This is a genomic window from Rhodococcus sp. ACPA1 (assembly GCF_002300195.1).
GTDB lineage: Bacteria > Actinomycetota > Actinomycetes > Mycobacteriales > Mycobacteriaceae > Rhodococcus_F > Rhodococcus_F opacus.
This window is the reverse complement of record NZ_NSDX01000005.1, coordinates 271079-297614: the sequence shown is the minus strand read 5'-3', so window position 1 is coordinate 297614 and position 26536 is coordinate 271079. Positions and strand designations below refer to the sequence as shown.

General features: G+C 67.9%; 28 protein-coding genes. 19 read left to right on the top strand and 9 right to left on the bottom strand.

Features of this window, described 5'->3' with window-relative positions; translation table 11 throughout:
* Positions 1-7 precede the first annotated feature (7 nt).
* From hypD to CJ177_RS25780, 3 genes are read left to right on the top strand one after another with little or no spacing between them, the layout of a single operon-like run.
* Positions 8-1135: a hydrogenase formation protein HypD gene (gene hypD, locus CJ177_RS25790; protein ID WP_005244644.1), complete on the top strand. Its 1128-nt coding sequence runs from the start codon at positions 8-10 to the stop codon at positions 1133-1135.
* A gap of 24 nt (positions 1136-1159) precedes the next feature.
* Complete coding sequence (locus tag CJ177_RS25785; protein ID WP_005244645.1) at positions 1160-1951, top strand: DUF6390 family protein; 792 nt, start codon at positions 1160-1162, stop codon at positions 1949-1951.
* A gap of 36 nt (positions 1952-1987) precedes the next feature.
* Entirely contained in the window at positions 1988-2488 is a 501-nt protein-coding gene (locus CJ177_RS25780) for a hypothetical protein (RefSeq protein WP_095868943.1), read from the top strand.
* A gap of 17 nt (positions 2489-2505) precedes the next feature.
* On the opposite strand, the gene CJ177_RS25775 is transcribed toward CJ177_RS25780, so the two are convergent.
* The 5 genes from CJ177_RS25775 to CJ177_RS25755 form a co-directional block, all read right to left on the bottom strand.
* A complete protein-coding gene (locus CJ177_RS25775; protein ID WP_005244647.1) occupies positions 2506-3273 on the bottom strand; it encodes a DeoR/GlpR family DNA-binding transcription regulator in 768 nt (255 codons plus the stop codon).
* A gap of 11 nt (positions 3274-3284) precedes the next feature.
* A complete protein-coding gene (pdxA, locus tag CJ177_RS25770; RefSeq protein WP_095868942.1) occupies positions 3285-5513 on the bottom strand; it encodes a 4-hydroxythreonine-4-phosphate dehydrogenase PdxA in 2229 nt (742 codons plus the stop codon).
* Between the two features lie 76 nt (positions 5514-5589).
* The gene (locus CJ177_RS25765; RefSeq protein ID WP_257014682.1) at positions 5590-6279 is read right to left on the bottom strand and encodes an SDR family NAD(P)-dependent oxidoreductase; all 690 of its coding nucleotides are present in this window, start codon (positions 6277-6279) and stop codon (positions 5590-5592) included.
* Positions 6276-7505 (bottom strand): exo-alpha-sialidase, encoded by a 1230-nt coding sequence (locus CJ177_RS25760; protein WP_095868941.1) that lies wholly within the window; start codon positions 7503-7505, stop codon positions 6276-6278. Before CJ177_RS25760 ends, CJ177_RS25765 begins: the two co-directional genes overlap by 4 nt.
* A 49-nt stretch (positions 7506-7554) precedes the next feature.
* A complete protein-coding gene (locus CJ177_RS25755; protein ID WP_095869226.1) occupies positions 7555-9135 on the bottom strand; it encodes an ABC transporter substrate-binding protein in 1581 nt (526 codons plus the stop codon).
* Between the two features lie 288 nt (positions 9136-9423).
* Between CJ177_RS25755 and CJ177_RS25750 the strand changes: the two genes are divergently transcribed.
* The 8 genes from CJ177_RS25750 to CJ177_RS25715 all read left to right on the top strand — a co-directional run bounded on the left by CJ177_RS25750 (position 9424) and on the right by CJ177_RS25715 (position 16557).
* Entirely contained in the window at positions 9424-10470 is a 1047-nt protein-coding gene (locus CJ177_RS25750; RefSeq protein ID WP_257014680.1) for an ABC transporter permease, read from the top strand.
* Positions 10467-11414: an ABC transporter permease gene (locus CJ177_RS25745; RefSeq protein WP_005244653.1), complete on the top strand. Its 948-nt coding sequence runs from the start codon at positions 10467-10469 to the stop codon at positions 11412-11414. The genes CJ177_RS25750 and CJ177_RS25745 overlap by 4 nt, the downstream gene beginning before the upstream one ends.
* A gap of 1 nt (position 11415) precedes the next feature.
* Positions 11416-12231 carry an ABC transporter ATP-binding protein gene (locus CJ177_RS25740; protein ID WP_005244654.1) on the top strand — a complete coding sequence of 272 codons (816 nt, stop codon included), beginning with the start codon at positions 11416-11418 and terminating at the stop codon, positions 12229-12231.
* Positions 12228-13085 carry an ATP-binding cassette domain-containing protein gene (locus tag CJ177_RS25735; protein ID WP_061042307.1) on the top strand — a complete coding sequence of 286 codons (858 nt, stop codon included), beginning with the start codon at positions 12228-12230 and terminating at the stop codon, positions 13083-13085. Before CJ177_RS25740 ends, CJ177_RS25735 begins: the two co-directional genes overlap by 4 nt.
* Positions 13085-14041: an aldo/keto reductase gene (locus tag CJ177_RS25730; RefSeq protein ID WP_061042308.1), complete on the top strand. Its 957-nt coding sequence runs from the start codon at positions 13085-13087 to the stop codon at positions 14039-14041. Before CJ177_RS25735 ends, CJ177_RS25730 begins: the two co-directional genes overlap by 1 nt.
* A gap of 13 nt (positions 14042-14054) precedes the next feature.
* Positions 14055-14822, top strand: a complete 768-nt coding sequence (locus CJ177_RS25725) for an HpcH/HpaI aldolase/citrate lyase family protein (RefSeq protein WP_061042309.1) — start codon at positions 14055-14057, stop codon at positions 14820-14822.
* 119 nt (positions 14823-14941) lie between these two features.
* A complete protein-coding gene (locus CJ177_RS25720) occupies positions 14942-15514 on the top strand; it encodes a hemerythrin domain-containing protein (protein WP_095868940.1) in 573 nt (190 codons plus the stop codon).
* A gap of 95 nt (positions 15515-15609) precedes the next feature.
* Complete coding sequence (locus tag CJ177_RS25715; protein ID WP_095868939.1) at positions 15610-16557, top strand: ScbA/BarX family gamma-butyrolactone biosynthesis protein; 948 nt, start codon at positions 15610-15612, stop codon at positions 16555-16557.
* Here the strand turns inward: CJ177_RS25715 and CJ177_RS25710 are convergent.
* Positions 16554-17201 (bottom strand): ScbR family autoregulator-binding transcription factor, encoded by a 648-nt coding sequence (locus CJ177_RS25710; protein ID WP_005244660.1) that lies wholly within the window; start codon positions 17199-17201, stop codon positions 16554-16556. The genes CJ177_RS25715 and CJ177_RS25710 overlap by 4 nt on opposite strands.
* Before the next feature lie 35 nt (positions 17202-17236).
* Between CJ177_RS25710 and CJ177_RS25705 the strand changes: the two genes are divergently transcribed.
* Entirely contained in the window at positions 17237-18214 is a 978-nt protein-coding gene (locus tag CJ177_RS25705; protein ID WP_095868938.1) for an NAD(P)-dependent oxidoreductase, read from the top strand.
* A 14-nt stretch (positions 18215-18228) separates the two neighbouring features.
* Here the strand turns inward: CJ177_RS25705 and CJ177_RS25700 are convergent, their stop codons facing one another.
* A complete protein-coding gene (locus tag CJ177_RS25700) occupies positions 18229-19254 on the bottom strand; it encodes a LacI family DNA-binding transcriptional regulator (RefSeq protein ID WP_005244662.1) in 1026 nt (341 codons plus the stop codon).
* Between the two features lie 129 nt (positions 19255-19383).
* Here CJ177_RS25700 and CJ177_RS25695 point away from each other — a divergent pair, with 129 nt between their 5' ends.
* The 7 genes from CJ177_RS25695 to CJ177_RS25665 all read left to right on the top strand — a co-directional run bounded on the left by CJ177_RS25695 (position 19384) and on the right by CJ177_RS25665 (position 25750).
* Positions 19384-20403: an asparaginase gene (locus tag CJ177_RS25695; protein WP_005244663.1), complete on the top strand. Its 1020-nt coding sequence runs from the start codon at positions 19384-19386 to the stop codon at positions 20401-20403.
* A gap of 11 nt (positions 20404-20414) precedes the next feature.
* A complete protein-coding gene (locus CJ177_RS25690) occupies positions 20415-21296 on the top strand; it encodes a polysaccharide deacetylase (RefSeq protein ID WP_005244664.1) in 882 nt (293 codons plus the stop codon).
* An 83-nt stretch (positions 21297-21379) separates the two neighbouring features.
* A complete protein-coding gene (locus tag CJ177_RS25685; protein ID WP_005244665.1) occupies positions 21380-22732 on the top strand; it encodes an MFS transporter in 1353 nt (450 codons plus the stop codon).
* Positions 22733-22763: 31 nt separating this feature from the next.
* Positions 22764-23546, top strand: a complete 783-nt coding sequence (locus CJ177_RS25680) for an SDR family NAD(P)-dependent oxidoreductase (protein ID WP_095868937.1) — start codon at positions 22764-22766, stop codon at positions 23544-23546.
* A gap of 10 nt (positions 23547-23556) precedes the next feature.
* A complete protein-coding gene (locus tag CJ177_RS25675) occupies positions 23557-24294 on the top strand; it encodes an SDR family NAD(P)-dependent oxidoreductase (RefSeq protein ID WP_095868936.1) in 738 nt (245 codons plus the stop codon).
* Positions 24294-24932, top strand: coding sequence for a hypothetical protein (locus tag CJ177_RS25670; RefSeq protein ID WP_005244668.1), 639 nt, complete (start codon positions 24294-24296; stop codon positions 24930-24932). The genes CJ177_RS25675 and CJ177_RS25670 overlap by 1 nt, the downstream gene beginning before the upstream one ends.
* A gap of 26 nt (positions 24933-24958) precedes the next feature.
* Complete coding sequence (locus tag CJ177_RS25665) at positions 24959-25750, top strand: hypothetical protein (protein WP_061697680.1); 792 nt, start codon at positions 24959-24961, stop codon at positions 25748-25750.
* Between the two features lie 9 nt (positions 25751-25759).
* On the opposite strand, the gene CJ177_RS25660 is transcribed toward CJ177_RS25665, so the two are convergent.
* Both CJ177_RS25660 and CJ177_RS25655 read right to left on the bottom strand, forming a co-directional pair.
* Positions 25760-26014, bottom strand: a complete 255-nt coding sequence (locus tag CJ177_RS25660; protein ID WP_061697679.1) for a HypC/HybG/HupF family hydrogenase formation chaperone — start codon at positions 26012-26014, stop codon at positions 25760-25762.
* A gap of 3 nt (positions 26015-26017) precedes the next feature.
* Positions 26018-26530, bottom strand: coding sequence for a hydrogenase maturation protease (locus tag CJ177_RS25655; protein ID WP_061697678.1), 513 nt, complete (start codon positions 26528-26530; stop codon positions 26018-26020).
* Positions 26531-26536: the final 6 nt, after the last annotated feature.

Genomic DNA, 26536 nt, shown 5'->3' with positions numbered 1-26536 from the left:
AACAGGGATGAAGTTCGTCGACGAATTCCGGGACCCGGCGGCGGCACGCGCCCTGGTCAAGTCCATCACCGAACTGGCCCGTGGCGACGAGTTCAAATTCATGGAGGTGTGCGGCGGCCACACCCACACCATCTACCGGCACGGCATCGAGCATCTCCTGCCGGAATCGGTCGAACTGGTGCACGGACCGGGATGTCCGGTGTGCGTCATCCCGATGGGCCGCGTCGACGACGCCATGTGGCTGGCCGAACAGCCCGGCGTCATCTTCACGACGTTCGGCGACATGATGCGGGTGCCCGGATCCAAGGGCAACCTCATCGAGGCCAAGGCCCGCGGCGCGGACGTCCGTTTCGTGTACTCACCGCTGGACGCGCTGAAGGTGGCGCTCGACAATCCCGACCACCAGGTGGTGTTCTTCGCCGTCGGGTTCGAGACGACGGCACCGTCCACCGCGGTGACGTTGGTGCGCGCGCGGGCGCTGGGCGTCGAGAACTTCAGTGTGTTCTGCAACCACGTCACCATCGTGCCGCCGATCAAGGCGATCCTCGAGTCCCCCGACCTGCGGTTGTCGGGTTTCCTCGGTCCGGGCCACGTGTCCACCGTGGTGGGGCTGCGGCCGTACCGGTTCGTGTCCGAGGTGTACGGCAAACCGATGGTGGTCGCGGGCTTCGAGCCACTCGACATCCTCGCGTCGGTGCACATGCTGCTCCAGCAGATCCGTGAGGGTCGCTGCGAAATCGAGAACCAGTACAAGCGGGTGGTGCGCGCGGAGGGCAACGTGCAGGCGCTGAAGCTGATGGCCGAAACATTCGAACTGCGACCACACTTCGAGTGGCGCGGACTCGGGTTCATCTCGCAGAGCGCGCTCAAGGTCCACCGGAACTACGCCGAGTTCGACGCCGAGGAGAAGTTCTCGATGCCGGGTGTGCGGGTGGCGGATCCGAAGGCCTGCCAGTGCGGTGAGGTTCTCAAAGGCGTCATCAAACCGTGGGAATGCAAGGTCTTCGGGACGGCCTGCACACCGGAGACACCGATCGGCACGTGCATGGTCTCCCCCGAGGGCGCGTGCGCCGCGTACTACAACTTCGGCCGGCTCCACCGCGAGACGGCGCAATTGCTGGGTCAGCGAGGCTGACCGGTGATGCCGCGCGAACACAGGATGCCGTCCGGGCATCGCGTGTTCGCGCAGTATGCACACGCCCCGAATGCCCTGGGCTACTGCGGTCCTCCCGGTTCGGAGCGACTGCAGGCGGTCGCGTGCGGTGCGGCACCGGACACCGACGTGGTGGCGTTGGCGAAGCAGTTCAGCGGCGCCTGGCCGTACCAGGAGGTGATCGCCCAGCTCGCCGGAATACCGGACCCCTTGGACGAGAACGTCGTTCGAGCCTACTGGACCTCGGACGAACTCTCCGACCGCATCGACCGCGCCGAGTTCGGCGCGGCACTGCTCGCCCGCCTCGCGTCGCAGGCCGGCCACTACTGGAAGCACCTGACCGAGGACCTGCTCGGGGAGGCGGCGCCCACCCACAACTTTCACGTGTTCGGCGTGTATCCGTGGTCGCGGCTGCTGGACACCGGAATGCCGCAGCCGCTGCAGGTTCTCGACTCGTGCCGCATCCGCTGGGGTGAGGTCGTCGGCATCGATCACGACCGGGCCGTCGTCCGGTCCCGCCGCCTGTCGTGGGACGGCACCCGGCTGGCCCTCGGGCCCGAACAGGACGACCCGGCCGACTACCGCGTGCCCGAGGGTGCTTTCGTCGCCGATCTCACCGTGGGTGACCGGGTGGCGGTGCACTGGGATTTCGTGTGCGACCGTCTCGATCCGGATCGGGTGGAGCGGTTGCGCAGGCAGACGGAATGGCAACTTGCACAGACCAATCAGCGCCTGCTTCGGCAAGCGACCCCGACCTCACGAAAACGGACCGACACGAACGTTTCCCAGCTACCATGACTACAACTCACGGCCTGTGGCCGGATCGGAGCCGACATGAAGAAGATCCTGAACTCGTTGTCCGAAGAAGAGTTCGTGCTGATCCGCGAGACCAAGAAGGCGCAGATGGCCGGCTTGGACGAGGACAAGCTGATCAAACTGCACACTCGCATCCGCCGTGCCCGCAACAAGCACGTCAAGCTGTACCGCCAGGAAGGCGCAGCGAAGGTCGCGGACAAGGGCGCGCGCGGAGCCGGTAAATCGGCCAACATACGAAACTCGGAGAAGGCAGAAGTCTTCGAGGCGGCACTCAGCAGGGTGAGCAGCCAACTCGCGTCGGCGGCCCGCGCGAGTGCCCGCGAACTGAAGGGCGAACGCCTCGCCCGCGCCCGCAGCGACTCCCCGTCCTTCAGCGAACTCGGCGACAGCAACGGCAAGGTCGGCTCGTCCGGCAAGGCACGCGTCGACGCCACCCGGAAATCATCCGGCCGCAAGAAGTTCGAAGCATCCACCATCGCCGCAGGCGCACGACGTCAAGCGAAGAAGGACAAGCGGTAAGTCCCCGTCGCCCTTCGTCAGACGCGCACCACGCGCATCCCCGCGGCTTCGAAAGACGCGGTCTCCCCGGTGTCGGCCGAGTCGTCGGTGACGATCGTGGTTCCCGGAGGGATCGGCGCCCACGCATGGAACGGGCGCTGCCCGAGCTTCGCCGCATGCGCGAGCACGTACACCTCGTCGGCGCGGGCAATCATGATCTCCTTGAGGCGCGTCTGCTCCAGCTCTGCTTCACAGATCCCCAGATCCGCGGTGACGGCGTCCGCGCCGAGAAACGCGCGATCGAACGTGACGCGTTGGAGCGTGGCCTCGGCCAACGGTCCGACGAACCCCTGACTGAGGTGGCGGAGTGTGCCGCCGATGCACTCGACCCGCACGGAGTCCGCGTCGGCCAGCGATTCGAGGGCGGTCAGACCGGCCGCGATGACGGTGATGTCGTCGATCTCGCGCAGAAACTCCCCCATCGCACCCACGGTGGTGCCGGCGTCGAGCAGGATGGTCTCGCCTGGCCGGACCTGGCTCGCGGCCCATTCCGCGATCGCGCGCTTCGCGTCGAATCCCTCGAGAGCGCGCTGGCGGAGTGACGATTCCTGCTGGGGGTCGAGCGCGATCGCGCCACCGTAGGTTCGGGCGATCAGACCCTGGGACGTGAGCTGGCTCAGGTCCCGCCGGATGGTGGAGGCGGTGACACCGAACTGCGCCGACAGGTCGTCGACGCTGGCCAACCCGCTCGACCGGGCCAGTCGCACGATCTCGGATCGGCGTGCTTCCGACTCGCGAACCGCCATGTTTCGTCCCCCTACTTCACAACCGCTGTGCTGGTTGCCAATTCGGCAGCCTGACGAAGAGCTTCGACCATACTACCGGCCTCGGCAATACCCTTGCCTGCGATGTCGAAGGCGGTGCCGTGGTCGACGGACGTCCGGATGACGGGCAGTCCCACCGTGATGTTGACCCCCGCCTCGATGCCGAGGACCTTCACCGGCCCGTGCCCCTGGTCGTGATACATCGCCACGATGAGGTCGTAGTCGCCGCGCCCCGCGAGGAAGAACGCGGTATCCGCAGGCAAGGGTCCGTGGACGTCGATACCGTCAGCCTTCAGCACCTCGACCGCGGGAATGATCTTCTGCTCCTCTTCCCCATAGCCGAACAGCCCGTGCTCGCCGGCGTGCGGGTTGATGCCGCACACCCCGATTTTCGGCTCCGGGATGCCGGAGCGCACCAGCGCGTCGTGCCCACGCCGGATCGTCCGCTCGACGAGCCCGGGTTCGATCTTCGCGACGGCGTCGAGCAGGCCGATGTGGGTGGTCACGTGGATCACCTTCAGCTTGGGCGTCGACAGCATCATGGACACCTCCTCGGTGCCGGTGAGGTGCGCGAGGAGTTCGGTGTGCCCGGGGAAGATGTGGCCGGCGGCGTGCAGCGCCTCCTTGTTGAGCGGGGCGGTGCAGATGGCCTGCACCTCTCCGCGGACGGCCAGTTCGCTGGCGACGCGGATGTACTCGTATGCGGCGTGACCGGCGACCGGCGACAGTTCGCCCCACGGCAGGTCGTCGGGAAGGAGGTCGAGATCGATCACGTTGACGCGTCCGGGCACCGACTGCGCGTCCGCGACCGACTCGACGGTCACGATGTCGGCGTCGATGCCGAGGACGTTCGCCGCGAGCCGCAGCCGCTTGGCATCGCCGATGACGACGGGGTTGCACCAGGATCGAGTGGCCTCGTCCAGCAGGGCGGGGACGATCACCTCGGGGCCGATTCCGGCGCCGTCGCCCATGGTGACGGCGACGACGGGAAGGTTCGCGGTATCAGTTGACGCTGTCATGTGAGGTCCTCGCTGTGTGGGGGTGTGGGTGGGCGGCTGAGCGCCGCGCAGGTAGGCCGCGATCGCGGAGAGACTGGTCGCGTCGCCGAAGCTGCCGGGCCTCGTGACGACTCGCCGTCCGTCGGACGCCAGGGAGGCGACGGCGCCGTGGTGCACTTCGTGGACCGGCCGAAGCGACGTGATCCCCAGTGCGTCGACGACGGCGCGGGCCGTCTCACCGCCGGTGAGCACGAGGTCGGCTCGGCGGTCGTTCGGCAGGGCTGCGACCAGCCGTCCGAGCGCCGCCGACAACGCCCGGGCATTCGACGGCTCCACGTCGCCGGAGACCGTCACGACCGCAGGACCGTCGTCGAGAACGTGCCGCAGTGGTGTCGTGTCCACATCGCCGCGGAGAAGTTGCGTCGCGTCGACCGGCACGTGCCGTACGCCGTCGGCGACCAGCGACGCAACCTGTTGCACGGCAACGGGTTCTGCGGTCCCGACGACGATCAGGAGGGATTCCGCCCGCTTGGCCTCCGTGGTGGGGACGTGCCGGAGCGGCAGCGTGCGTGCCACCGCCGCCGCGAGGGCGGAAGTCCCGACCAGTCGCACTCCGGGGATTGCCCGGCAGGCGTGGACGATCGAGTCGAGATCCTCGTCGGTCTCGACGTCGCAGACCGCGATGGCGCCGGCGGACGCCGCGCGGGCGAGCGACCGTTCGACACCGGGACCGCGGTGCACGCACTGCGTGGGAGTGCCCGGAAAGAGTTCGGCTATCGACTCCGGCGGCGGCGTGGATTCCGCCGACCACACCCCGGCACGGTGGAGCGGCGTCGCTCCGACGTGCACGACGCCGTGGCGAACGGTCCGGCCGAGCGCCGGCAGGCCTGCCGCGACGACCACCGGACCGGTTTCGGCGAGGATCCCCACCTCGGGCCCGATGTTTCCGCGGAGGAGGGAGTCGATCTTCTTCACCACGAGCGCGTCTGACGGAACTCGGGCGAGCGCGTGTCGAACCGCGCGTGCCGCGTCCTCCGGGCTCATCGACCGCGTATCGAGATCGGCGATGACGACTCCGCCCGGTTCATGCGTTTCGGCGGCGCCGAGAAGGAGCGATACGGGCGCACTCCGATCGAGGAACGCGCTCGCCACTTCGGCGGCACCGGACAGGTCGTCGGCGAAGACCGCGACGGTCGGATCGGATCCGATCGATTTCGGTCTCATGATGCCACCTTCGCCCGAGAATCTGCGTGTTTCGTGCAGTTCATGGTAGCAGTTTTGCGCGTTACGCGCAGATTCTTCACAGGGACGCTCCCGCGCACTGCACGATCGCCTGACCCGTGATGCTCCCGCCGTACGGTCCCAGGAGGAATCCGATCAGTCCCGCCACCTCGTCGGGGGCGATGAAGCGACCGAGCGGCGGGACCCGCGGAGGCGTCGACGTGCGAGCCGGATCGTTCAGCATCGGGGTGTCCGTCGGACCGGGGGCAACCACGTTGACAGTGATCGCCCGGTCCACCAACTCCGCAGCCCAGGACCGCGACATTCCCACGAGCGCCGACTTGGTGGCGACGTACTGACTCTTGCCCGCCGCTCCGGACATCGTGCGGCTGCCGACCAGGACCACCCGGCCGCCGTTGCGCATCGACGGAGCGAGTGCATTGACGAGAACCTCCGCGGCTGCGACGTGAATCCGCCACATCTTCAGGCCGTCGTCGACCTGCAGTTTCCCGAGAGGTGCTGAGGATTGCAGGCCGGCGGCGTGCACGACGGCGTCCACCGAACCGGCCGCGGCGGCGTGCTCCGAGAGTGCGTCGAGGTCGCCGAGATCGACGGCCGTCCAGGAGAATCGGTCGTCGTCGATGCCGGGGTCGCGCCGGCTGAATCCGGTGACCGACCATCCGTCGTCCAGAAGCCGGCGGGCCGTGGCGGCGCCGATGCCGGAGCTGACCCCGGTCACGACCGCACGCATCGAGTCGCCGTGCGTCACGACCGGCTCCCCTCGGAGACCCAGGCCTGATCGAGCTCGACGTACTCGATCGCCTGCCGGAACCGGGTGAACGCGACGTGCAGGCGGCCGTCGTTCCCGGCGGTGATGCTGGGGTACGAGTACTCGCGGTTCAGCCCGTCACGAGAATTGTTGGACAGGCAGTACCCGTCGCCGATCTCGATGTCCCGGCGAAGCGGCCACGTCCTGCCGCCGTCCTCGGACATCGCCAGCGTCATCGGCGCCCGGGGCGCACCCCAGAACGCGCTGCGACTGTCGCCGTCGTCGAGGGGCTCCGGTTCCGCCTCCGCCGCTGCGGGTACCGCGTCGGCGAGTCCGTCGTCGTCGATCTCGTCGTAGAGCGACGTCCGCCGCGCGGTGGCGTCGGCGGCGCTGGACTCGTTGAACACCAGAGCGAGGCGGTCGTCCGGCAGCACGACGAACTGGATGGACGAGTTGTTGTTGGGAAGCTCGGTGGCCTCCGGCTCGGTCCAGGTGTCGCCGTCGTCCGTCGAGACGCTGCGGTAGATCGAGTCCGCCCAGCGGCTGCGATAGAGGGCCACGAGGGTGCCGTCGGCGAGGCGGCCGATGTTCATGTGCACGCAGCCGACGCTGCCCGGCACAGTCACCTCACGCCAGGAGTTGCCCTGATCGTCGGAGATCATCACGCTGCTGTAGTCGCGATCGCCCACCCACTTGCGGCCCTCGATGCGGACACAGTGGAACACGGGGAGCAGAAGCCGCCCGGTCGGGAGTGCGACCACCGGCTGTCGCACGAACACACCGCCGGCGTCCGTCTCCGGCAGCAGCGTGTGCGCCTCGCCCCACGTTCGGCCGCCGTCGGCGGAGATGCGCCGCATGACACGTGCGGTGTCCTGGTTTCCGGCGTGCTGGGAGGTCCACATCAACCACACGGTTTCCGTATTCGTCACGTGGAGAACAGGATTCTGTTCCGACCTCGTCGGATCGCCGGACAGCTGCACCGGCTCCGACCATGCGTCTGCATCCGGGGCGAGCCGGGAGAACCAGACACTGATGTCCGGCACGCCCTCCTGGGTGCCGGCGAACCACACACAGCCGAGGGAACCGTCCGGCAGGACCGTCAGATTGGCCGCGTGGTTCTGCACCTGCGGTGCGGGAAGCAGAGCGTCGCGTCGACCCGCCTCGACGGCAGGTCGAACGACACCGTCGGCGGATCGGGTATCGGTTGCGGGACTCGGTGTGGTCATCTGCGTCTCCTGTGCGTCGAGAGGATGGGGCGAGCTGTCGGTGCGGCGGTCACGTCGACGTGTGCAGCGCCGCGACGCTCAGGTCGTAGGAGTTCGTGGGGCGCAGCGCGACACCGTCGATCCGCGAGCGGCGCGCGAGAACCGCTTTCGGAACGAACGCCCACAGGCACGGGCACGTGTCCCAGATCTGGCGCTGCGCGTCCGCGAGGAGTTCGGCGCGCCGGACGGCGTCAGCCTCCTCCGAGGCCTGGGTGATGATTCGGGTGATCTCGGGAAAGATATACCCGTGGTAGGTATCCCGGGTCGCTTCCTTCTCCGCCGTGCCGGCGTACATGCCCTGCATGATGGTCAGGGCCAGACCGGTCGGGCTCGGGAAGCCGTTGCCCAGCACGTCCCAGTCGCCGACCTTGCCCTGCCGCCACTGCGAGATGTCGCCACCGGGTTCGAACTGCTGGAGAGTGGTTCGCACGCCGACCGCGGACAGCATCTGCAGCACCGACTCCATGATGTCGGTGTCGGCCGCGAACTCGCCTGTCTCCCAGATGATCTTCAGCTCGAGATCGCGGACACCGAGGGCGTCGAGTTCGCCACGGGCACGGGCCGGGTCGTAGCTGTACTCGCCGGTCTCGACCGCACCGTCGAGAGTGAGGGGAATGACGCCGCGCGACTGGGTGGCGGAGCCCTGCAGGACCTGGTCGACGAGGGCCCGCCCGTCGATCGCATATGTCAGAGCCCTGCGCACCCGAGCGTCGGCCAGCGGGTGCCCCTGCGGCTTTCGGAAGTTGAAGAAGAGCTGATTCAGTCGGACGCCGTCGATCCGATCGATCGCGACACCCGACAGCCCGGCGAGCTGGTCGGCCGCATCCGGGGTGATGGAGTCGATCACGTCGACCTCCCCACTCCGCAACGTCACGACACGGTTCGACTCGTCCGGAACGAAGCGGACGCGCACCGATTCGATCTGTGCCGGTGTTCCCCAGTAGTTCTCGTTACGCACCAGGGTGTAGTTTCCGGTACCGCGGTCGCTCTCCGTCACGACGTACGGTCCGGATCCCACGCCGGACTGCAGTTCCTCCGGCACGTTCGCGGCCGCCGGGGTGATGAGGATGTTCGACATGAGGTAGTCGAGGACCGGGACGGGTCGCCGGGTGTTCAGGGTGAAGCTGGTGTCGTCGATCTGCTCGACCGTGGGCCACTCGGGGAAGAACCCCCCGACGAAGGAGCCGTCGACCTGGCTGTACATCTGCAGGGCTGTCGCGACGTCCTGAACCTGCACCGGGGTGCCGTCCGAATACCGGATGCCGGGACGCAGGTGCACGAACCACTGGGTGGGTGCGACGAGTTCGAACCGGTCGGCCAGCACCAGCTGGGGGCGCAGGTCCCGGTCGATCTCGGTGAGGGCCTGCCGCACTCCCCGCTGCACCGTCAGCGCGGCATCGAACTGGTTCAGCTTGTTGTCGAGGCTCACGAGCGAGCGGTTGAGGGCCAGGCTCACGGTCTTCGGTCCGGGCGTTCCGGTCGGCGTCGCGCATCCCGCCGCGGATCCGAATGTGAGGCCGGCTCCGAGCAGGAGACCCGACCTGAGCAGCGTTCTCCTCGAAAAGCGCTGTTCGAAAAGAGAATTGGTCATCATCGACCTCTCGGGACTATGGGTATGGGGCGCAGCGATCAGGCACGGCGCGAGGTGGTTGCCCACCAGACGATGTGATCGCCGGCACATCCGAACTCTACTCAAAGTTGCTTGAGATGCGCAAGATGACGGCAAGACTTGCGCACAACGCGCATTAGTGCGATTGTGAGCTGAGTTACAAACGAAGCTGCTGTACCCGACACGCCGCGGTGTCGACACCTCCATCGCCGGCGTTATCGAAAGGTCGACGATGACCCCTCACGCAGACACCGAACGGCCGGTGACCTCATGACGCAGCACGCCGCCGACACGGCATTTGCAGCCCAGCCCACCGGCTCGGCATCACCGGCTCCCCGCCGGACCCCGACCTCCCGTGTCCCGAGGGTGCTGACGGCGGCCATGCCCCGCTACGTCGCAAAACGCCTCGCACAGAGCGCGCTGGCCGTCTTCCTGACACTGACCACCGTGTTCGTCCTCATCCGGATGGCGCCCGGCGACCCCGCCTACTCGATGGCCGGCCCGCTGGCCAGCACCGAGGACCTCGCCCGCATCAGAGCGGACATGGGCCTCGACCAATCCGTGTTCACCCAGTACCTGCTGTATCTCCGCGGCCTGGTGCACCTCGATCTCGGCACCTCGTACTCGTTCCAGGCACCCGCCTTCGACGTCGTCCTCGCCCGGCTCCCCTACACGATCACCCTGGCAGTCTCGGCGATCCTGCTCACCACGCTGGTCGCGATTCCGCTGGGTGTGTGGATGGCGCGCCGCGCGGACACGAGGCGCGAACTCGGCGCAAACGTCGTCACGATCGCCGGTCAGTCCATGCCCGACTTCTGGACCGGACTGATGCTCATCACTCTGTTCGCGGTCCTGATCCCGATCTTTCCCGCCGCCGGTTTCACGACGTGGTCGAGCCTGGTGCTGCCGACCGTGACCGTGGCCGTGCTACAGATCGCCCTCATCTCCCGCATGGTGCGCCGCGAGATGGTCGGCGCGTTCTCCTCGCCGTACATGACCGTGGCCCGCTCGCGGGGCGTCCCGGAGCGCGAACTCATCTGGCGGTACGCCCTGCGGAATTCCGCGATCCCGGTGCTGACCGCTCTCGGTACCCGGTTCGCCTCGATGCTCAACGGCGTCGTCGTGGTCGAGGTCGTCTTCGCGTGGCCCGGCGTGGGATCGCTGGTCGTGCGTGCACTCGAGACGAGGGACTACCCCCTCATCCAGGCCACCGTCCTGGTGACCGCGGTTCTCGCCGTCCTCGTCCAGCTCCTCGTCGACCTCTGCTATCCGCTCCTCGACCCGCGCGTCCGACTCGGAAAGGGAACGACGAAATGACCACCGTCATCGATCCCCCGGCACAGGAGCGGCCGAGCGCCGTGACCACCCGGGACATCGCCCGGGCCGGTGCCACCCGGCGCGCCCGCGACAGCCGCGTGAAGATCTGGGTGGGCACCGTCTGCGCACTCGCCGTCATCATGCCCGTCGCACTGGCGCAACTACTTCCCCTGCCCTCCCCGGACGCCACCGACCTCGCCCAGCGCCGCCTGCCACCGCTGACGGACGGTCACCTCTTCGGGACCGACCAGCTCGGCCGGGACCTCCTCTCCCGCGTCCTCTACGGCGGACAGGTGTCGCTGACGATCGGAATTCTCGCGGTCGTCGTCTCCGGACTGATCGGCCTGTGCCTCGGCGCACTCGCCGGCTACCTCGGCGGCTGGACGGACACGGTCGTGAGCAGGCTGCTCGAGGCCCAGCTGTCGCTGCCGCTCCTCATGATGCTGCTGCTCGTCGTCGCCCTGTTCGGCCCGTCGATCCCGGTCATCACGTTCGTCATCGCGATCGCCCAGTGGCCGGAGATCGCGCGGCTGACCCGCTCACTCGTCCTCGTCGAACGCGAGAAGCCGTACGTGGCTGCCTCCCGGGTACTCGGACTCGGACGCACCGCCATCCTCTTGCGCCACGTGATCCCCAACATCATCAAGCAGGCATCCCTCGTCGTCCTGCTGCTGCTCGCGCAGGCCGTCCTCCTCGAGAGCGCACTGAGCTACCTCGGCGCCGGACCGCAACGCCCCTTCGCCACCTGGGGCCGGATCATCTCCGACGGCCAGGACTACATCACCACCTCGTGGTGGCTCGTGACCCTCCCCGGCCTCGTCATCGTGCTGCTCGTGATCGGCGTGAACCTGCTCGGCGACGGGCTCCGCGACCGCCCGGCTCGGTCGCCCGGGAAGCGTCGCGGGCTCCTGCACCGATTCTCGTTGCGGAAGGAAGAGGTCTGACATGGGGAATCTCCTCAGAGTCGACGAACTGCAGATCGAACTCATCACCGCCCGGGGCGTCATCCGCGCAGTCGACGGCGTGTCCTTCTGCATCGACGCCGGCGAAACCGTGACCATCATCGGCGAGTCGGGGTCGGGTAAATCGACCACCGCGATGGGCATCCTCGGTCTGCTGCCCGACGACCTCGCCGTCCTCTCGGGCGCGGTCCGGTTCAAGGACTGCGACATCCTCGGACAGAAGAAGGCTCTCGCGAAGGTCCGGGGACGGCACATCGCCCTGATCCCGCAGGATCCGATGACGGCACTGAGCCCGGTGCACACCATCGGGTCCCAGCTGCGGGAGGCGGTGCGCCACAGCGGCATCACCGGAAAGGCGAAGGAAACCGCGCGGGCCGTGGAACTGCTCGAGCAGGTACGGATCCAGAATCCGGCGGGACAACTCGGGAAGTACCCCCACCAGCTGTCCGGCGGCATGCTGCAGCGTGTACTGATCGCCTGCTCGCTCGCGTCTGGTCCCGAACTGATCGTCGCCGACGAACCCACCAGCGCCCTCGACGTGACCGTGCAGGCGAGCATTCTCGACCTGCTGCTCGAACTGCAGGAGCGCACGGGCGTCGGACTGCTCGTCATCACCCACGACCTCGGCGTCGCCCGGTTGATGTCGGACCGCATCTACGTCATGAAGGACGGCCGGTTCGTCGAGAACGGCGGGGCCGAAGACCTCGTCCTCCATCCTCGCAGCGCCTACACCAAGAAGCTGCTCGACGCCGTGCCGCGGCTCGGCGACTACACCACGACCGTAGGAGCATCGACATGAGCGCACCGCTGCTGTCCGTCGAAGATCTCGTCGTCGAATACCCGGTCCCCGACGGTGTGTTCCGCGCGGTCGACACCGTCAGCTTCGCGGTGGACAAGGGGGCGACGCTCGCCGTCGTCGGCGAGTCCGGGTGCGGGAAATCGACCATCGCGAAGGCGATCGTCCGGCTCCTCACGCCCACGTCCGGCCGCATCCTCGTGGACGGTGCCGACATCGCGCAATTGTCGGAGAAGGCGCTGCGTCCCTTCCGGTCCCGCGTGCAGATGGTCTTCCAGGACCCGTACGGATCGCTGGACCCGCACTTGACCGCCGTCGACATCGTCGGCGAGCCGCTCCGCCTCCAAGGCGTCCGGAGCAAGTCCGAGCGAGCGCGCAGGGCGGCGGCGCTGATCGATCAGGTCGGCCTGCCCACCACGGCGCTCCACCGTCGACCCGCCGAGTTCTCCGGCGGTCAGCGGCAACGCATCGGTATCGCCCGGGCTCTGGCGAGCGGACCGGAACTCCTCGTGTGCGACGAGGCCACCAGCGCGCTCGACGTGTCGGTGCAGGCTCAGGTGCTCGACCTCCTCCGCGAGATCCAGCACGACACCGGCCTGACCTACGTCTTCATTTCCCACAACCTCGGCGTCGTCCGCGAGATCAGCGACACCGTGATCGTCATGTCGCGCGGACGGGTGGTCGAAAGCGGTTCCACCACCGATGTTCTCGAACGTCCCGCCGAGCCGTACACCCAGGCCCTCCGCGCCGCCGCGCTCGATCCCACCACCATGGTCGGGATCAAACCCCGTCACATCGTCTCGCGCCCACCCGGCGCAACCGAGGTTCCCCGAACCGTATCCCGAGGAGTAGCTTGATGCCCGAACTCGACCTGACCTCACTCGTTCTCGGCACGATGACGTTCGGCGACACCGTCGACTTCGACGGTGCCGCCGCAATGGTCGACGCCGCGCTCGACGCCGGCATCACCCATGTCGACACCGCCAACGGCTACGCCGGCGGAGAGTCCGAACGCATCCTCGCCCGACTGCTGGGCACGCGTCGCGACCGTGTCACCCTCGCCACCAAGGCGGGAATGCCCCACCCCGACGCGGGCGACCACTCACCGCTGTCCCCCGCGGGCCTCCGCGCGAGCGTCGAGGCGAGCCTGAAGAGACTTGACACCGACTACGTCGACCTGTTCTATCTCCACCAGCCCGACCGGGCCACACCCCTCGCCGACACTCTGTCCACCGTCGCCGATCTCGTGTCGGAGGGCAAGATCCGCGCCCTCGGTGTCTCCAACTTCGCGGCCTGGCAGATCGCGGAACTGAACCACACGGCCGACGCCGTCGGCGCACCCCGCCCGATCGTGGCCCAGCAGCTGTACAACCTGCTGGCCCGGCGGATCGAGGAGGAGTACGTCGAATTCGCCGCAGTCACCGGACTGATCACGATGGTCTACAACCCACTCGGCGGCGGTCTCCTCACCGGACGGCACTCGTTCGACGCCCAGCCGGCCGACGGCCGCTTCGGTGATTCGCGGTTGGCGCAGATGTACAAGGAGCGGTACTGGAACACCGCGATCTTCGATGCGATCACGCAGTTGTCCGTGATCGCCGACAAGGCCGGCATCCCGCTCACCGAACTGGCGCTGCGCTGGCTCGTGTCCAAGCCGGCGGCGGGCCCGATCCTCCTCGGTGGATCCAAGGTGGCACACCTGCAGTCGAACATCGCCGCCGTCGCGAAGGGCACACTCGACGACGAACTGATCGACGCGTGCGACGAAGTGGGCAGCGCCCTGCGCGGACCCATGCCCCACTACAACCGCTAGGAGAAACGCCCTCATGAGTGCCCAGGAATTCGCCGCCCGCCTCCGCGGCCGGGAACGGATCGTCGGCTATTGGTCCGTGATCGACAGCCCGGTGTCGACGGAATGGCTCGCCCACGTCGGCTGGGATTACATCGCCCTCGACCTCCAGCACGGCCTGATCGGATACTCCGGCATGGTCGCGGGACTCACCGCCATCGATGCCTCAGGCTCCACGGTCGGCATGATCCGGGTCGAGTCGAACGATCCGACACCGATCGGCCGGGCACTCGACGCCGGCGCGGCGGGCGTGATCGTTCCGCTGGTGAACACCGCCGAGGAAGCTGCCCGGGCCGTTGCGGCCGCGACATACCCGCCTGCCGGCGTTCGCTCGTACGGGCCGATGCGCTCCCAACTGCGGATCGGCCCGAACCCGGCGGACGCCAACCACGACACGGTCGTCGTCGTGATGATCGAGACACCGCAGGGACTGGCGAACGTGGAAGAGATCTGCGCCGTCCCCGGACTCGACGGGGTCTACGTCGGACCGTCCGATCTGCGCCTCGCCGTGGGCGGTGCGCACCCGAACGATCCGAGCGTGGACGACGAGTTCGAGGCGGCCCTGGTCCGCGTCCGCGAGGCTGCCGCGGCAGCAGGCATCGCGGCGGGCATCCACACCCCCGACGGCGCGGTGGCGGCTCGCCGACTCGCGGAGGGATACACGTTCGCGACGGTCGCGTCCGACCTCACCCATCTCAAAGCCGCCTCTGCCGCGCATCTCAAAGCCGCGACCGGGGAACGATAGGCGCTCCGCACCCGTGCGCCTTTTTGGTTGAAAACGCCTACCAAAAAGGCGCACGGGCGGCGAAGCCGCCTGATTCTGAATTCCTTGCCCGAGGAAGAGATGCAACGAAGGATCGAATCATGCCTGACATCATCGAGTTGATCTTCGACGACCACGAGTGGTTCCGACGACAGTTCGCCGCACTGGACGAATTGAAGGCTCGCCGCCGGGTGGATATCACTGCCGTCGAGGCGGTGTGGACACCGTTGGCGAAACGCCTGGATCTGCACGCGGCAGCCGAAGAGGAAATCTTCTATCCCCAGCTTCTCCGCGTCGGCGAGGAGGACGCCGAGGAGGAAACCCTCGACGCGATCGGGGACCACAACGACATCCGCGACGGCGTCCGAGCCGCGGCGGGATACCCCATCCTCTCCGAGGAGTGGTGGGCGGAAGTCGACCGGACACGCCGGGCCAACGACGAGCACATGGCCGAGGAGGAACGCGAGGGCCTGGCTGACTTCCGGAGCGCATCGGGGGATCTTCGCGAGTCGCTCGGGCGGCGCTTCGCCGAATACTTCCTCGTTCACCGTTCCACGAAGGATGTGGACACCTCGGACAAAGATCCGCAGGAGTACGTCCGGGAGGTCGAAGAGGGGCTCGACGAGGGCAGCAGCGCGGGATCGCTTCGGATCGGAAGCTTGAAGGGCCGGTAACGACGCACTCCCCACATCACAGACCGCGCGGTCTGTGTTCTATAGTTCGGCGGGTCCGCGGCATCGGGCCGACCGGTTCTGTGGGGAGATGGGTTGTGGCGCGAGTTTCCCGTCCGGTGCCCGATGCGCTTCCCCCGATGTCGTTCGAGCGGACCGTGCCGCGCAGGTACGTCCATCGCCAATCCGTGGCCGAGGTCTTCCTCACCGACTGTGTGTCGCTGCCGGGGCCGGATCGGTTCGTGGTCGCCGCGCAGTGGCCCCGCCTGCACGGGTTCTACCGCGCCCGGGGCGGGAGTTACGACACGATGCTGCTGGCGGAAACGCTCCGGCAGACCGCGATCTACCTGGGGCATACCCGCTTCTCCGTTCCGCTGCCGAATCGGTTCGTCATGCAGCACCTCCGGGTGCAGGCGGTGCCCGGCGCGCTCGAGGTGGGCGCGGCGGCAGCCGACGTGATCGTCGAGGTCGCTGTGTCCGAGCACGTGTACCGCGGTGGGGCGCTGTCCGCCTTCCGCGTGGACTTGCGGTTCCGGCTCGACGGACAGGACGTGGGCACAGCGACGGGTCATGCAGCAGTGTTTCCGCCGGCGGCGTACTCGCGGGCCCGGTGGGGTGAGCACGGACCGCGGTCGATCGGGGCGCCGTGGTGTCCCGCACCCGCCCCGGCGGGGCTGGTCGGTCACGTCGACGACGCGCACGTCGTCCTGGGTCCCCGGTGTTCCGAGAACGAGTGGGAGTTGCGGATCGACGACGCGCACCCCGTGCTGTTCGACCATCCGTGTGATCACATTCCCGGGATGCTGATGCTCGAGGTATTCCGGCAGGCCGCCTGCGCCCGGCTCGACCTGCCGGAAGCGCACCTCGTTTCCCTGGGTGCCACGTTCCACCGTTTCGCCGAGCTCGACGAGCGGGCCACGATCCGGCTGGACGTCGTGGACGACGGCACGCTGTCGATCCGCGGATCGTTGGTGCAGGGCGGCGTGGCGGTCGTGCGAGGGACCGCGGCGCTGGCCCCTACCGCGGTGAGCGCATGCGCGCGTTAGTCGGCGTCGTCGGGTGTCCAGCGGGCCCGGCGGATCCGGGCAATGTCCTGATGCCGGGTCGCGGGCATGATCCCGGGGAGCAGGAACCCCCACATGTCGTCGACACGTTGTTCGAGGTCCGTGCGCTGCGTCAACACCTGGGACACGGTCTGGACGCCGGTGAAGGCGCCGATCACGAACCGCGCCAACCTCGGCGGGTCGATGTCCGGGAGGAGATCTCCCTGCTCGACGGCCCGCGTGGCGAGCATCTCGCAACTGTTGATCCAGTCGAGATAGGGATCGGCGGGGCCCTGGTCGTCGGCACTGAGTTCGAGGGTGATGCGGATACCGGCCCGCACGATCGGGTCGTTCACGATCTGCCGGGCCATCTCGTGACAGAGCATCACGATCTGCTCGATCGCCGAAACCTGCTCGCGGCCGATCGCCTCGACCGACGCGATGGAGATCCGGTGTTGCTCACCGATGATGAATCGCGCCAGATCCTCTTTCGAGCGGAAATGGAAGTACAAGGCCCCCTTCGTGATTCCGGCGTTCTCGACGATGTTGCCGAGTCTGGCTCCTTCGAACCCCGACTTCTCGAACATCTCCGCCGCCCCGCGGACGATCTGCTGTCGGGTCGCCGCAGCACGCGCCTGCTGAACCACGTTCACACCTTTCCCTGCCGCACGAGAGAAGAACGATGACGATGAAAGCACGGACTACGCGCCCATTGCCCGGAGAGACGGTACCAGCGTCGACCGCGACCGACCGCGGTCGAACACGTTCCACGCCGGTCCGTGTCGCGGTGGTGGGAGCCACGGGCTTCGTCGGATCGGCCACCGTGACGGCACTGGCGTCGGCCGGGATCCCCTGCATCGCGGTCGCACGCGCACCTTCACGCTCGGACCTTCCGCACGTGGTGTCCGCCCGGGCGGATCTGACCGACCCGGCGAGCCTCGAAACGGCACTCACCGGCGCCGATGTCGTGATCCATGCCGCCTCCTACACCGGGACCGACCCGGCGCACTGCGCCGCCGTCAACATCGACGGCACCGAGAATCTGTTGGCCGCCGCGACCCGGAACGGCATCGGCCGGGTGATCTACGTCAGCACCATCGGCGTGTACGGGTCCGGGCCGCACAGCGGAATCGGTGAGTTCGACACCACGCCCGCACCCGTCTCGACGCTGAGCGCGAGCAGGCTCGCCGCCGAACACCGCGTGCTCGAACGGGGCGGTTGCGTCGTCCGGCCCGGCTTCGTCCACGGCCCCGGCGACCGCTGGTTCGTTCCCGGCCTCATCCGGATCCTCGAGGCATTGGGGGCCTGGATCGACGAGGGACGATCCCGGATCTCGATCATCGCAGTGCACGATCTCGCCCGGCTCCTCGCCGCCCTCGCCGCGCAGCCTCCCGCTCGCCCCGGCGACGTGTTCCACGCCTGCCACCCCGACCCGGTGACCGTCCGACAACTCGGGCAGGCCCTCGCCGACTCGGGCCGGCTTCGGTTACCGGCCACCAGCCTCACCTTCGACCAAGCCCTGGCTGCCGGAACGCGGCACGGCCTCACCGAACGCCACCTCGACCTCATCGGCCGCGACCACTGGTACGACCCGACCCGCCTCTGGACCGCCACGGGTTCGATCGTCGGCCACGGTCCCCTGGAGCACTTCCCGGCGTGACGGGTTCCGGCCGCTTACAGGCGGAAGTCCGTCGACGCCCGCTCGACGAGTTCCGGAGCCAGCCGCTCGGACGTCACCTCGGCGCCGCCCAGCAGTTCGACGAGTTTCTGGACGCTGCGCCGGCCCATTGCGTGCATCGGTGACCGGATCGTCGTCAGGGCGACGGTGATCTCGGCGGACAGCGGAATGTCGTTGTAGCCGATCACCGCGACGTCCCGGCCCACTTCGCGTCCCGCGTCGCGCAGGGCGCCGTACGCACCGATCGCCGCGAAGTCGTTGGTCGCGAAGATCGCCGTCAGGCCGGGCTCGCGGGCGAGCAGTTCCACTGCGCCGAGGCGCCCGCCTGCCGCGTCGAATCCCGTGTAGACGATGTCCTCTTCGGGCACGGGACATCCTGCCGCCGCGAAGGTTTCGGCGAATCCGCCGGACCGGTCGACGGTCGTGCTGGCGAACGGCAGACCGGCGATGATGCCCACCCGTTCGTGGCCACGGTCGAGGAGGTGCCGGGCGGCGAGGCTGCCCCCTGTTCGATCGTCGCAGGTCACCGACGGGTACTCACCCGAACGCCGGGACACGAGCACGAACGGTGTTCCCCGTTCGGCGACGCTGTCGAGGAAGCGGTGGTCCATGTGCGCATCGCCGAAGATGAGTCCGTCCACTCGCCGCGCCAGGAGCATGTCGGTGCGTGCGGACTGATTGTCCGGTTCGTCGAGGGAGTTCGTGACGAACGTGGACAGGCCGGCCTCCTCGGCCGCTTCCTCGATCCCCTCGTACACGGTGGCGAGCACGTAGTCGGACAGCCTGGGGACGAGGACGCCGATGAGGTTGCTGCGGTTGGTGCGCAAACTCGCGGCGTGCGGGTTCGGCCGGTAGCCGAGACTGTCCGCCAGTGCGCGGATGCGTTCGGTGGTCGCGGCCGACGCGGCGCGTACTCCGGGTTCGGTGGTTCCGTTCAGCACACGCGACACCGTCGAGACATGGACGCCCAGCTCGTCCGCGATCAGGCGCAGTGTGGCGCGCGGCTTCTTCGGATTCCCCACGATGTCGATCCTTCCACGCCGTGTAAACGCTGTGAAACGTAACCCGGGCCCTCTTGACACGTGGCCGCCGTCACGAATCTAATGTACCCAAACGTTTGAGCCAAACGTTTGCGCAACCGAAGGGAAGTCATGAGCAAGGTTGTCGTGCTGGGCACGGGCGGGACCATCGCGTCCCGGAACGACCCGGCCGGAAAGGCCGTGGCCTCCGATCACGTTTCGGTGTTACTCGACGCCGCGGGCACGTCCGCTCCGACGGACGTCGAGATCGAGGGCCGCGACATTCTCACCACGGGTAGCTACCTGCTGACACCGGCCGATCAACTCGTCATCGTGCGCGAGATCGTGGCCGCACTCCGCGACCCGTCCGTGTCCGGCGTGGTGGTCACGCACGGAACGGACACGATGGAGGAGACCGCGTACCTGCACGAACTCCACCACGCCGATCCGCGTCCGGTCGTGTTCACCGGTGCGCAGATCACGGCGGGCGAGCCGGATTCCGACGGGCCGCGCAACGTGCGGGACGCGATCACCGTCGCCGCCGACCACCGCGCCCACGACCTCGGCACGACGATCGCGTTCGACGGCCGGCTCTTCACGGCCGCCGGGACGCGCAAGAGACACACCACCGCACTGGACGCGTTCGACAACGGCCCGACCGGACCTCTCGGCCGGATCGTCCACGGAGTCCTGACGCTCTTCGCCAGACCGGTTCGTCCTCAGCCTCTTCCGATACCGGACGCGCTCCCCCGGGTCGACATCGTGGCCGTGCACCCGGGCGCCGACCGGGCCCTGCTCGACGCCGCCGTCGACGCGGGTTCCCGGGGAATCGTGCTGGAGGCGACGGGGATCGGCAACGCGAACAAGACGTTCGTGGACGGAGCCCGCGACTGCATCGCGGCCGGTATCCCGGTGGTCGTCGCCACGCGCGTCGCCGACGGAGACATCGTTCCCCGCTACGGAAACGGTGGCGGCGCCGACCTCGCCGAGGTCGGCGCGCTCACTGCCGGTCTCCTGCGGCCGGCGCAGGCCCGGGTCCTGCTCGCCACGGCAGTCGCCGTGTCCTCCCCCTCGGACGTCGCCGACGTCGTCCGCACCCATACCCACCCCACCGTGGTGCCCCACGCCACGGCGAACCAGACCGACCAGTAGGAGAGGTACGCATGTCCAAGAAGATCTACGTCAACTTCGGAGTCGACGTCGACGCCGTCGCAGGATGGCTCGGCTCGTACGGCGGAGAAGACTCCCCCGGCGACATCTCCCGCGGCATGTTCGCCGGTGAGGTGGGCGTGCCTCGCCTGGTGAAGATGTTCGACAAGTACGACATCACCACCTCCTGGTTCGTGCCCGGCCACTCCATCGAAACGTTCCCCCGCGAAATCGAGCAGGTCGTCGCGGCCGGGCACGAGATCGGCATCCACGGATACAGCCACGAGAACCCGATCGCGATGACGCGCCAGCAGGAAACCGACATCCTCGATCGCAGCATCGAACTGATCGAATCGTTCACCGGCAGCAAGCCCACCGGATACACGGCCCCGTGGTGGGAATTCTCCAAGGTCACCAACGAACTGCTCATCGAGCGTGGCGTCAAGTACGACCACTCCCTCATGCACAACGACTTCACGCCGTACTACGTGCGCGTCGGCGATTCCTGGTCGAAGATCGACTACAGCCAGCCGGCCGAGACGTGGATGAAGCCGCTCGTGCGCGGCCAGGAGACCGATCTGGTGGAGATCCCGGCCAACTGGCTGCTCGACGATCTGCCGCCGCAGATGTTCATCAAGTCCAGCCCCAACAGCCACGGCTTCGTCAGCCCGCGGCACCTCGAGGAGATGTGGCGGGACCAGTTCGACTGGGTCTACCGCGAGATGGACTACGCGATCTTCCCCGTCACGATTCACCCCGACGTGTCGGGCCGGCCGCAGTCGCTGCTGATGCTCGAACGCCTCATCGAGTACATCAACCAGCACGACGGCGTCGAGTGGGTGACGTTCGACCACATGGTGAACGACTTCAAGGAACGCTTCCCGCGCCAGAGCTGACCCACCGAAAGGCGGTGGGGTGCAGGCCCGCACTCCCACCGCCGCCCCCAGCATCCGACATCATCAGTCCCGGAAGGACACCCATGAGCCAGACAGCCGAGGGAATCCCAGTATCGCAAACCGGCGGTCCCACCAAGCAACTCCCCCGCTTCAGCATCCGCGAAACCCGTAAGTCCACGATCATCGCGTTCCTCGCCTGGACGGTCGCGGTCTACGACTTCATCCTGTTCGGCACCCTGCTCCCCCGGGTCAAGGAGGACTTCGGCTGGAGTTCCTCGCACGCGCTACTCATCTCCACGTTCGTCAGCATCGGGACGGCGATCGTCGTGCTCGGCGTCGGCCCGCTCGTCGACCGGCTCGGACGACGCAAGGGCATGATGATCACCGTCGGCGGCACGGCGCTGTCCTCCGCCGCGACAGCCGCCTCGGGCGGTGCGTTCAGCCTCGTCGCCGCGAAGTCCATCGGCGGCATGGGACTGTCCGAACAGGCCGTCAACGCCACGTATCTCAACGAGATCTACGCGGTCTCCGAGAGTGACGCCGTGCGCAAGCACCGCGGGTTCATCTATTCGTTCGTCCAGACCGGATGGCCCCTCGGCGCACTCCTCGCCGCCGGATTCGTCGCCCTGATGGGTTCGATCGTGGGACCGGACGACTGGCGCATCGTCTTTCTCGTCGCCACCCTCCCCGCCCTGATCATCGCGTTCGTCTGCGCACGGCTGAAGGAGTCGCCGCAGTTCGATCTCCAGGACCGGATTCGCCGGCTGCGCAAGGCCGGAAAGTCCGACGAGGCCCGGGTCCTGGCCGAGGAGTACGGTATCGAGCACTCCGAATCGAGCTCGCTCGCCCGGATCTTCCACGGCGCCAACCGTCGCAATACGATCGTCCTGTCGCTCGCGTGGATGGTCAACTGGTTCGGCATCCAGACGTTCAGTGTGCTGGGCACGACGGTCCTCGAGGACGGCAAGGGCTTCTCGGGCAACTTCACACTGCTGCTCGTCGTGTTCGCCAACGTCGTCGGCATCTTCGGGTACCTCTTCCACGGCTGGGCGGGAGACCGATTCGGACGCCGCAACGCGATCGTGGGCGGCTGGATGGTCGGCGGAATCCTGTTCGCCCTCATGCTGCTCGGGCCGTCGTCCGCGGCATTCGTCCTGCCCACCTACATGTTCGGCCTGTTCTTCCTCCTCGGCCCGTACTCGGCGATGAACTTCTTCATGGCCGAGTGCTACACCACCGATTGCCGCGCCACCGGTGCCACGTTCATCGGCGCCATGAGCCAACCGGGAGCGATCATCGGCGGCTTCCTCCTCACCGCCATGGTGTCGGCCAACGTGGGATTCGGTACCGCGGCGTTCTGGGTCGGCGCTCTCGGCACCTTCGCGTCCGGCCTCGTGATGCTGTTCGCCAAGAAGGTCGCGATCACCGCCGGATAGCGGTGTACCCCGCACTACGACAGGAACTTTCATGCACAATCCGTACGACAATCTGAAGGACCGGGTCGCCGTCGTCACCGGCGCGGCCAGTGGTATCGGCCGCGAGACCGCGGTCGCGTTGGCCGAGGTGGGTGTCCGGGTGGTCATCGGCACCTTCCCCGGCGACCCCCACGACCCGAAGGAGACGCTGCGCCGCGTCGAGAGCGTCGGCGGCGACGGCGTGATCCACGACGTCGACGTGCGGTCCACCAGCGAGGTCGAGGAGTTCACCGACCGGGCACTGACGGAATGGGGGCGGCTCGACTTCGCCGTCGCGAACGCCGGTGTCCTACGCAAGAACGCGATCGCCGAACTCGACGACGCCGCCTGGTCCGACATGCTGCAGGTCGATCTCACCGGTGTGATGCGGACCCTGCGCGCCGCCGCCACCCGCATCGACGGGCCGGGCTCGCTGATCTCCATCTCCTCGATCGCGGGCGGCGTCTACGGGTGGGGCGAGCATGCGCACTACTCGGCCGCCAAGGCCGGCGTGCTCGGACTCAGCCGCGCCCTCGCCGTCGAACTCGCGCCGCGCGGGATCCGCTCCAACACCATCGTTCCGGGACTGATCGAGACTCCGCAGTCGGCCGATCCGGTCAATTCACTCGGCCCCGACGGTCTGGTGGCGGCCGGGGCGAAGATTCCGTGTGGACGCGTCGGGACGGCCGCCGAGATCGCGACCGTCATCCGGTTCCTCGTCAGCGACGAATCACGCTATCTCACCGGGCAGTCCATCGTCGTCGACGGCGGCCTCACCACCAAGATGCAGGACTAGGAGAACGATCATGGGAGTTCTGGACGGTAGACGGGCGCTGGTCACGGGCGGAGCCAGCGGTATCGGCCGCGCGATCGCCGAGGCGTATCTCGCCGAGGGCGCAGACGTGGTGATCGCCGATGTCGACGAAGCGGCGGCGCAGCTGACGGCGAAAGAACTCGGGGCCACGGCCGCCGTCCGAGTCGACGTCGCGGACGAGGAGTCGGTGCGCGCGGCCTTCGCCGGCGCCGTCGAAGCACTCGGACGCGTGGATGTGCTCGTCAACTCCGCGGGGATCCTCGAGGAATCCGAGCTCGCCGACATGTCACTCGACATGTGGCGCCGCACGATCGACATCGACCTGACCGGGATGTTCCTGATGTGCCGGGCCGCTGTTCCGGCGATGGTGGCCGCGGGCGAGGGGCGCATCGTCAACATCGCGTCGCAACTCGGGATCAAGGGCGGGGTGGGACTCGCGCACTACGCGGCCGCGAAAGCCGGGACGATCGCGCTCACCAAATCGCTGGCACTCGAAGTGTCGCAGCACAACGTCCTGGTCAACGCCATCGCGCCGGGGCCGATCGAGACCCCGCTCGTCGACGGCATCACCGAGGACTGGAAGGTCGCCAAGCGGGCGGAACTGCCCCTGGGCCGATTCGGACTACCCCGGGAGGTGGCACCCACCGCCGTGCTCCTCGCGTCCGACCCCGGCGGGAACCTGTACGTGGGCCAGACCCTCGGCCCGAACAGTGGGGACGTGATGCCCTGATGTGTGGCGGATGCCCGGGAGCGAAGGCGGGCGACTGGCTGAGCCCGGTCATCCGCACACACACTCAGCGGGAGGCGGTGGCCAGGCTCGTCGGGTCGGCCGCGGCGCGGGTCCGCTCCACCCCCAGCGGCTGGACCGTGGCCTCGCCCACCGGGCGGACGATGGTCGCGGCGACGATGACCGAACTGTGGTCGGGCCTGCTGTCGTGCGGGCAGCCCGAGCCCGCCTGGGAAGACGTGCGTCTGCCGGAGTCGTTCGACGAGCCGGAGCCGCTCCCCGACCGGCGGACACCCCTGTCGGTAACCGCCGACACGCCTGCCCTGGCCCGGCAGCAGGTCGGGCAACATCTCGCCGCGCCCCACTGCTTCCACGTGCGAGTCGCCGAGGTGCACGACGGCACGGGAACATCCACCGCGGTCCTCGAATTCGACTCCGCCACCCGCGGCGCGATCGTGCTGTCCGGCATGCTGGCCCACGGCCGCGGAGACGGACGCGGCCTGGACGCCCGCATCACTCTGGCCGACTCGGTGGTCACCCTCCAGACCTGGGACGGGCACGGACTCGGATTCTCCGTCGAGCGGAACGTCCAGTCTTCGTCCGCCGTCCGCGAGCGGGGTGTATACCCGGAGAGAGGATGATGTTCCCCACCTGACGGAGTGTCGAGATGGCCCTTCTCGCCGAGATCGTCGTGGACACCGAAGGCGACAGCCGGGTTGTGGTCCTGTATCCCGTGATGTGGCTGTTCATCGCGGTCCTGGTCACGTTCGTCGTCACCCGGACCATCACCCGCCGTATCCGGTCGCGGTCGGGAGCGGCGCCCACGGACGACGCCACGGAGTCGGGGGGCGGGCTGATCAACGACATCACCGTCGGCGGAGTGCACCTGCACCACCAGGTTTTCGGCATCCTGTTCATGACGCTGGCCGGGCTGGCATTGATCGCCACCACCCCGGAGGGCACTGCACTCAACGTGTTCGCCGCCCTCTTCGGAGTGGGCCTCGCGCTCACCTTCGACGAGTTCGCGCTGTGGGTGCACCTCGACGATGTGTACTGGAGCACGTCCGGCCGGAAGTCGGTGGACGCGATCTTCTGCGCGCTCATGATCACCGGTCTGATGATCGGAGGCGCCGAACTCGTGACCGGCCGGATCGGCACCCCGGAGTGGTGGTCGTCGATCGGCTATCTGGCCATCTCTCTCGCCATCTCGGTGATCTGCATGCTCAAGGGCAAGTTCGTCACCGGGATCGTGGGGATCGTGTTCCAGCCGGTGGCGATCATCGGCGCCATCCGCCTCGCCAAACCCGACTCCTGGTGGGCGATGCGCCGCTACCCGAACAAACCGCGCCGGATGGCCCGTGCCCGGTCACGATTCGGCGAGCGCTACCACGCCCGCTGGAACCGGGCACGCGACTTCGTCGCCGGACCACCGGACGTCCGTGAGGCCGGGATGCGGTGATCTGCGCCGTCAGTCGTCGTCGGCCGTCCGCGACCGCCCCATCATCTCCAGCCCGGCCATCGCCTTCTCGGCGCCCGCCTGGTCCACCTTCTCCATGGCGAAACCCATGTGGATGACGATCCAGTCGCCCGGTTCCAGGCGGACGTCCTCGGGCAGCATGCCGACGTTCACCTTGCGCTGTTCGCCGACGACGTCGACGAGCGCGAGTTGGTTGCCGTAGCCCTCCAGCATGCGCACCACCTGACCGGGAATACCGAGACACATGATTCAGCCCTCCGTCCCGTCCGGTTGCAGCGTTGCCGCGGAGTCGGACTCCAGCAGTTGATCCACGATTTCGAACACCATGTCGACGGCCGGTCCGACGGCGGCCTCGACCCGCGGTGAGAGCCCGATTCCCTCGCCGGTGTTCTCCACCTGGCAGCCGAGGACCACGGTCCGCGGCAGGGTGCCACCGAGCGCGCGCAGACTCCCGAACACCGCCCCCGGATCCATGCTGTGCGCGTCCAGCGGCGCAACCGGGACGGAATCGGGTCCCACCTCGAACGCCCTCAGCGCCCCGGGCTCACCGCGGCCGGGCACCGCATCCACCAGCAGCAGGGCGCCCCACCCGTCGAGCAACTCGTAGGCCAGATGCGTTCCACGAATGCCGAAGTCGACGGCGCGGACGCCCGGCGGCAGCGACCTCGTCGCGACCCCGCGCAGCACCTCGGGTCCGAAACCGTCGTCGCCGAAGAAGATGTTGCCCACACCGGCAACCAGAACCCGCCTGCCCACCGTCACGCGCGT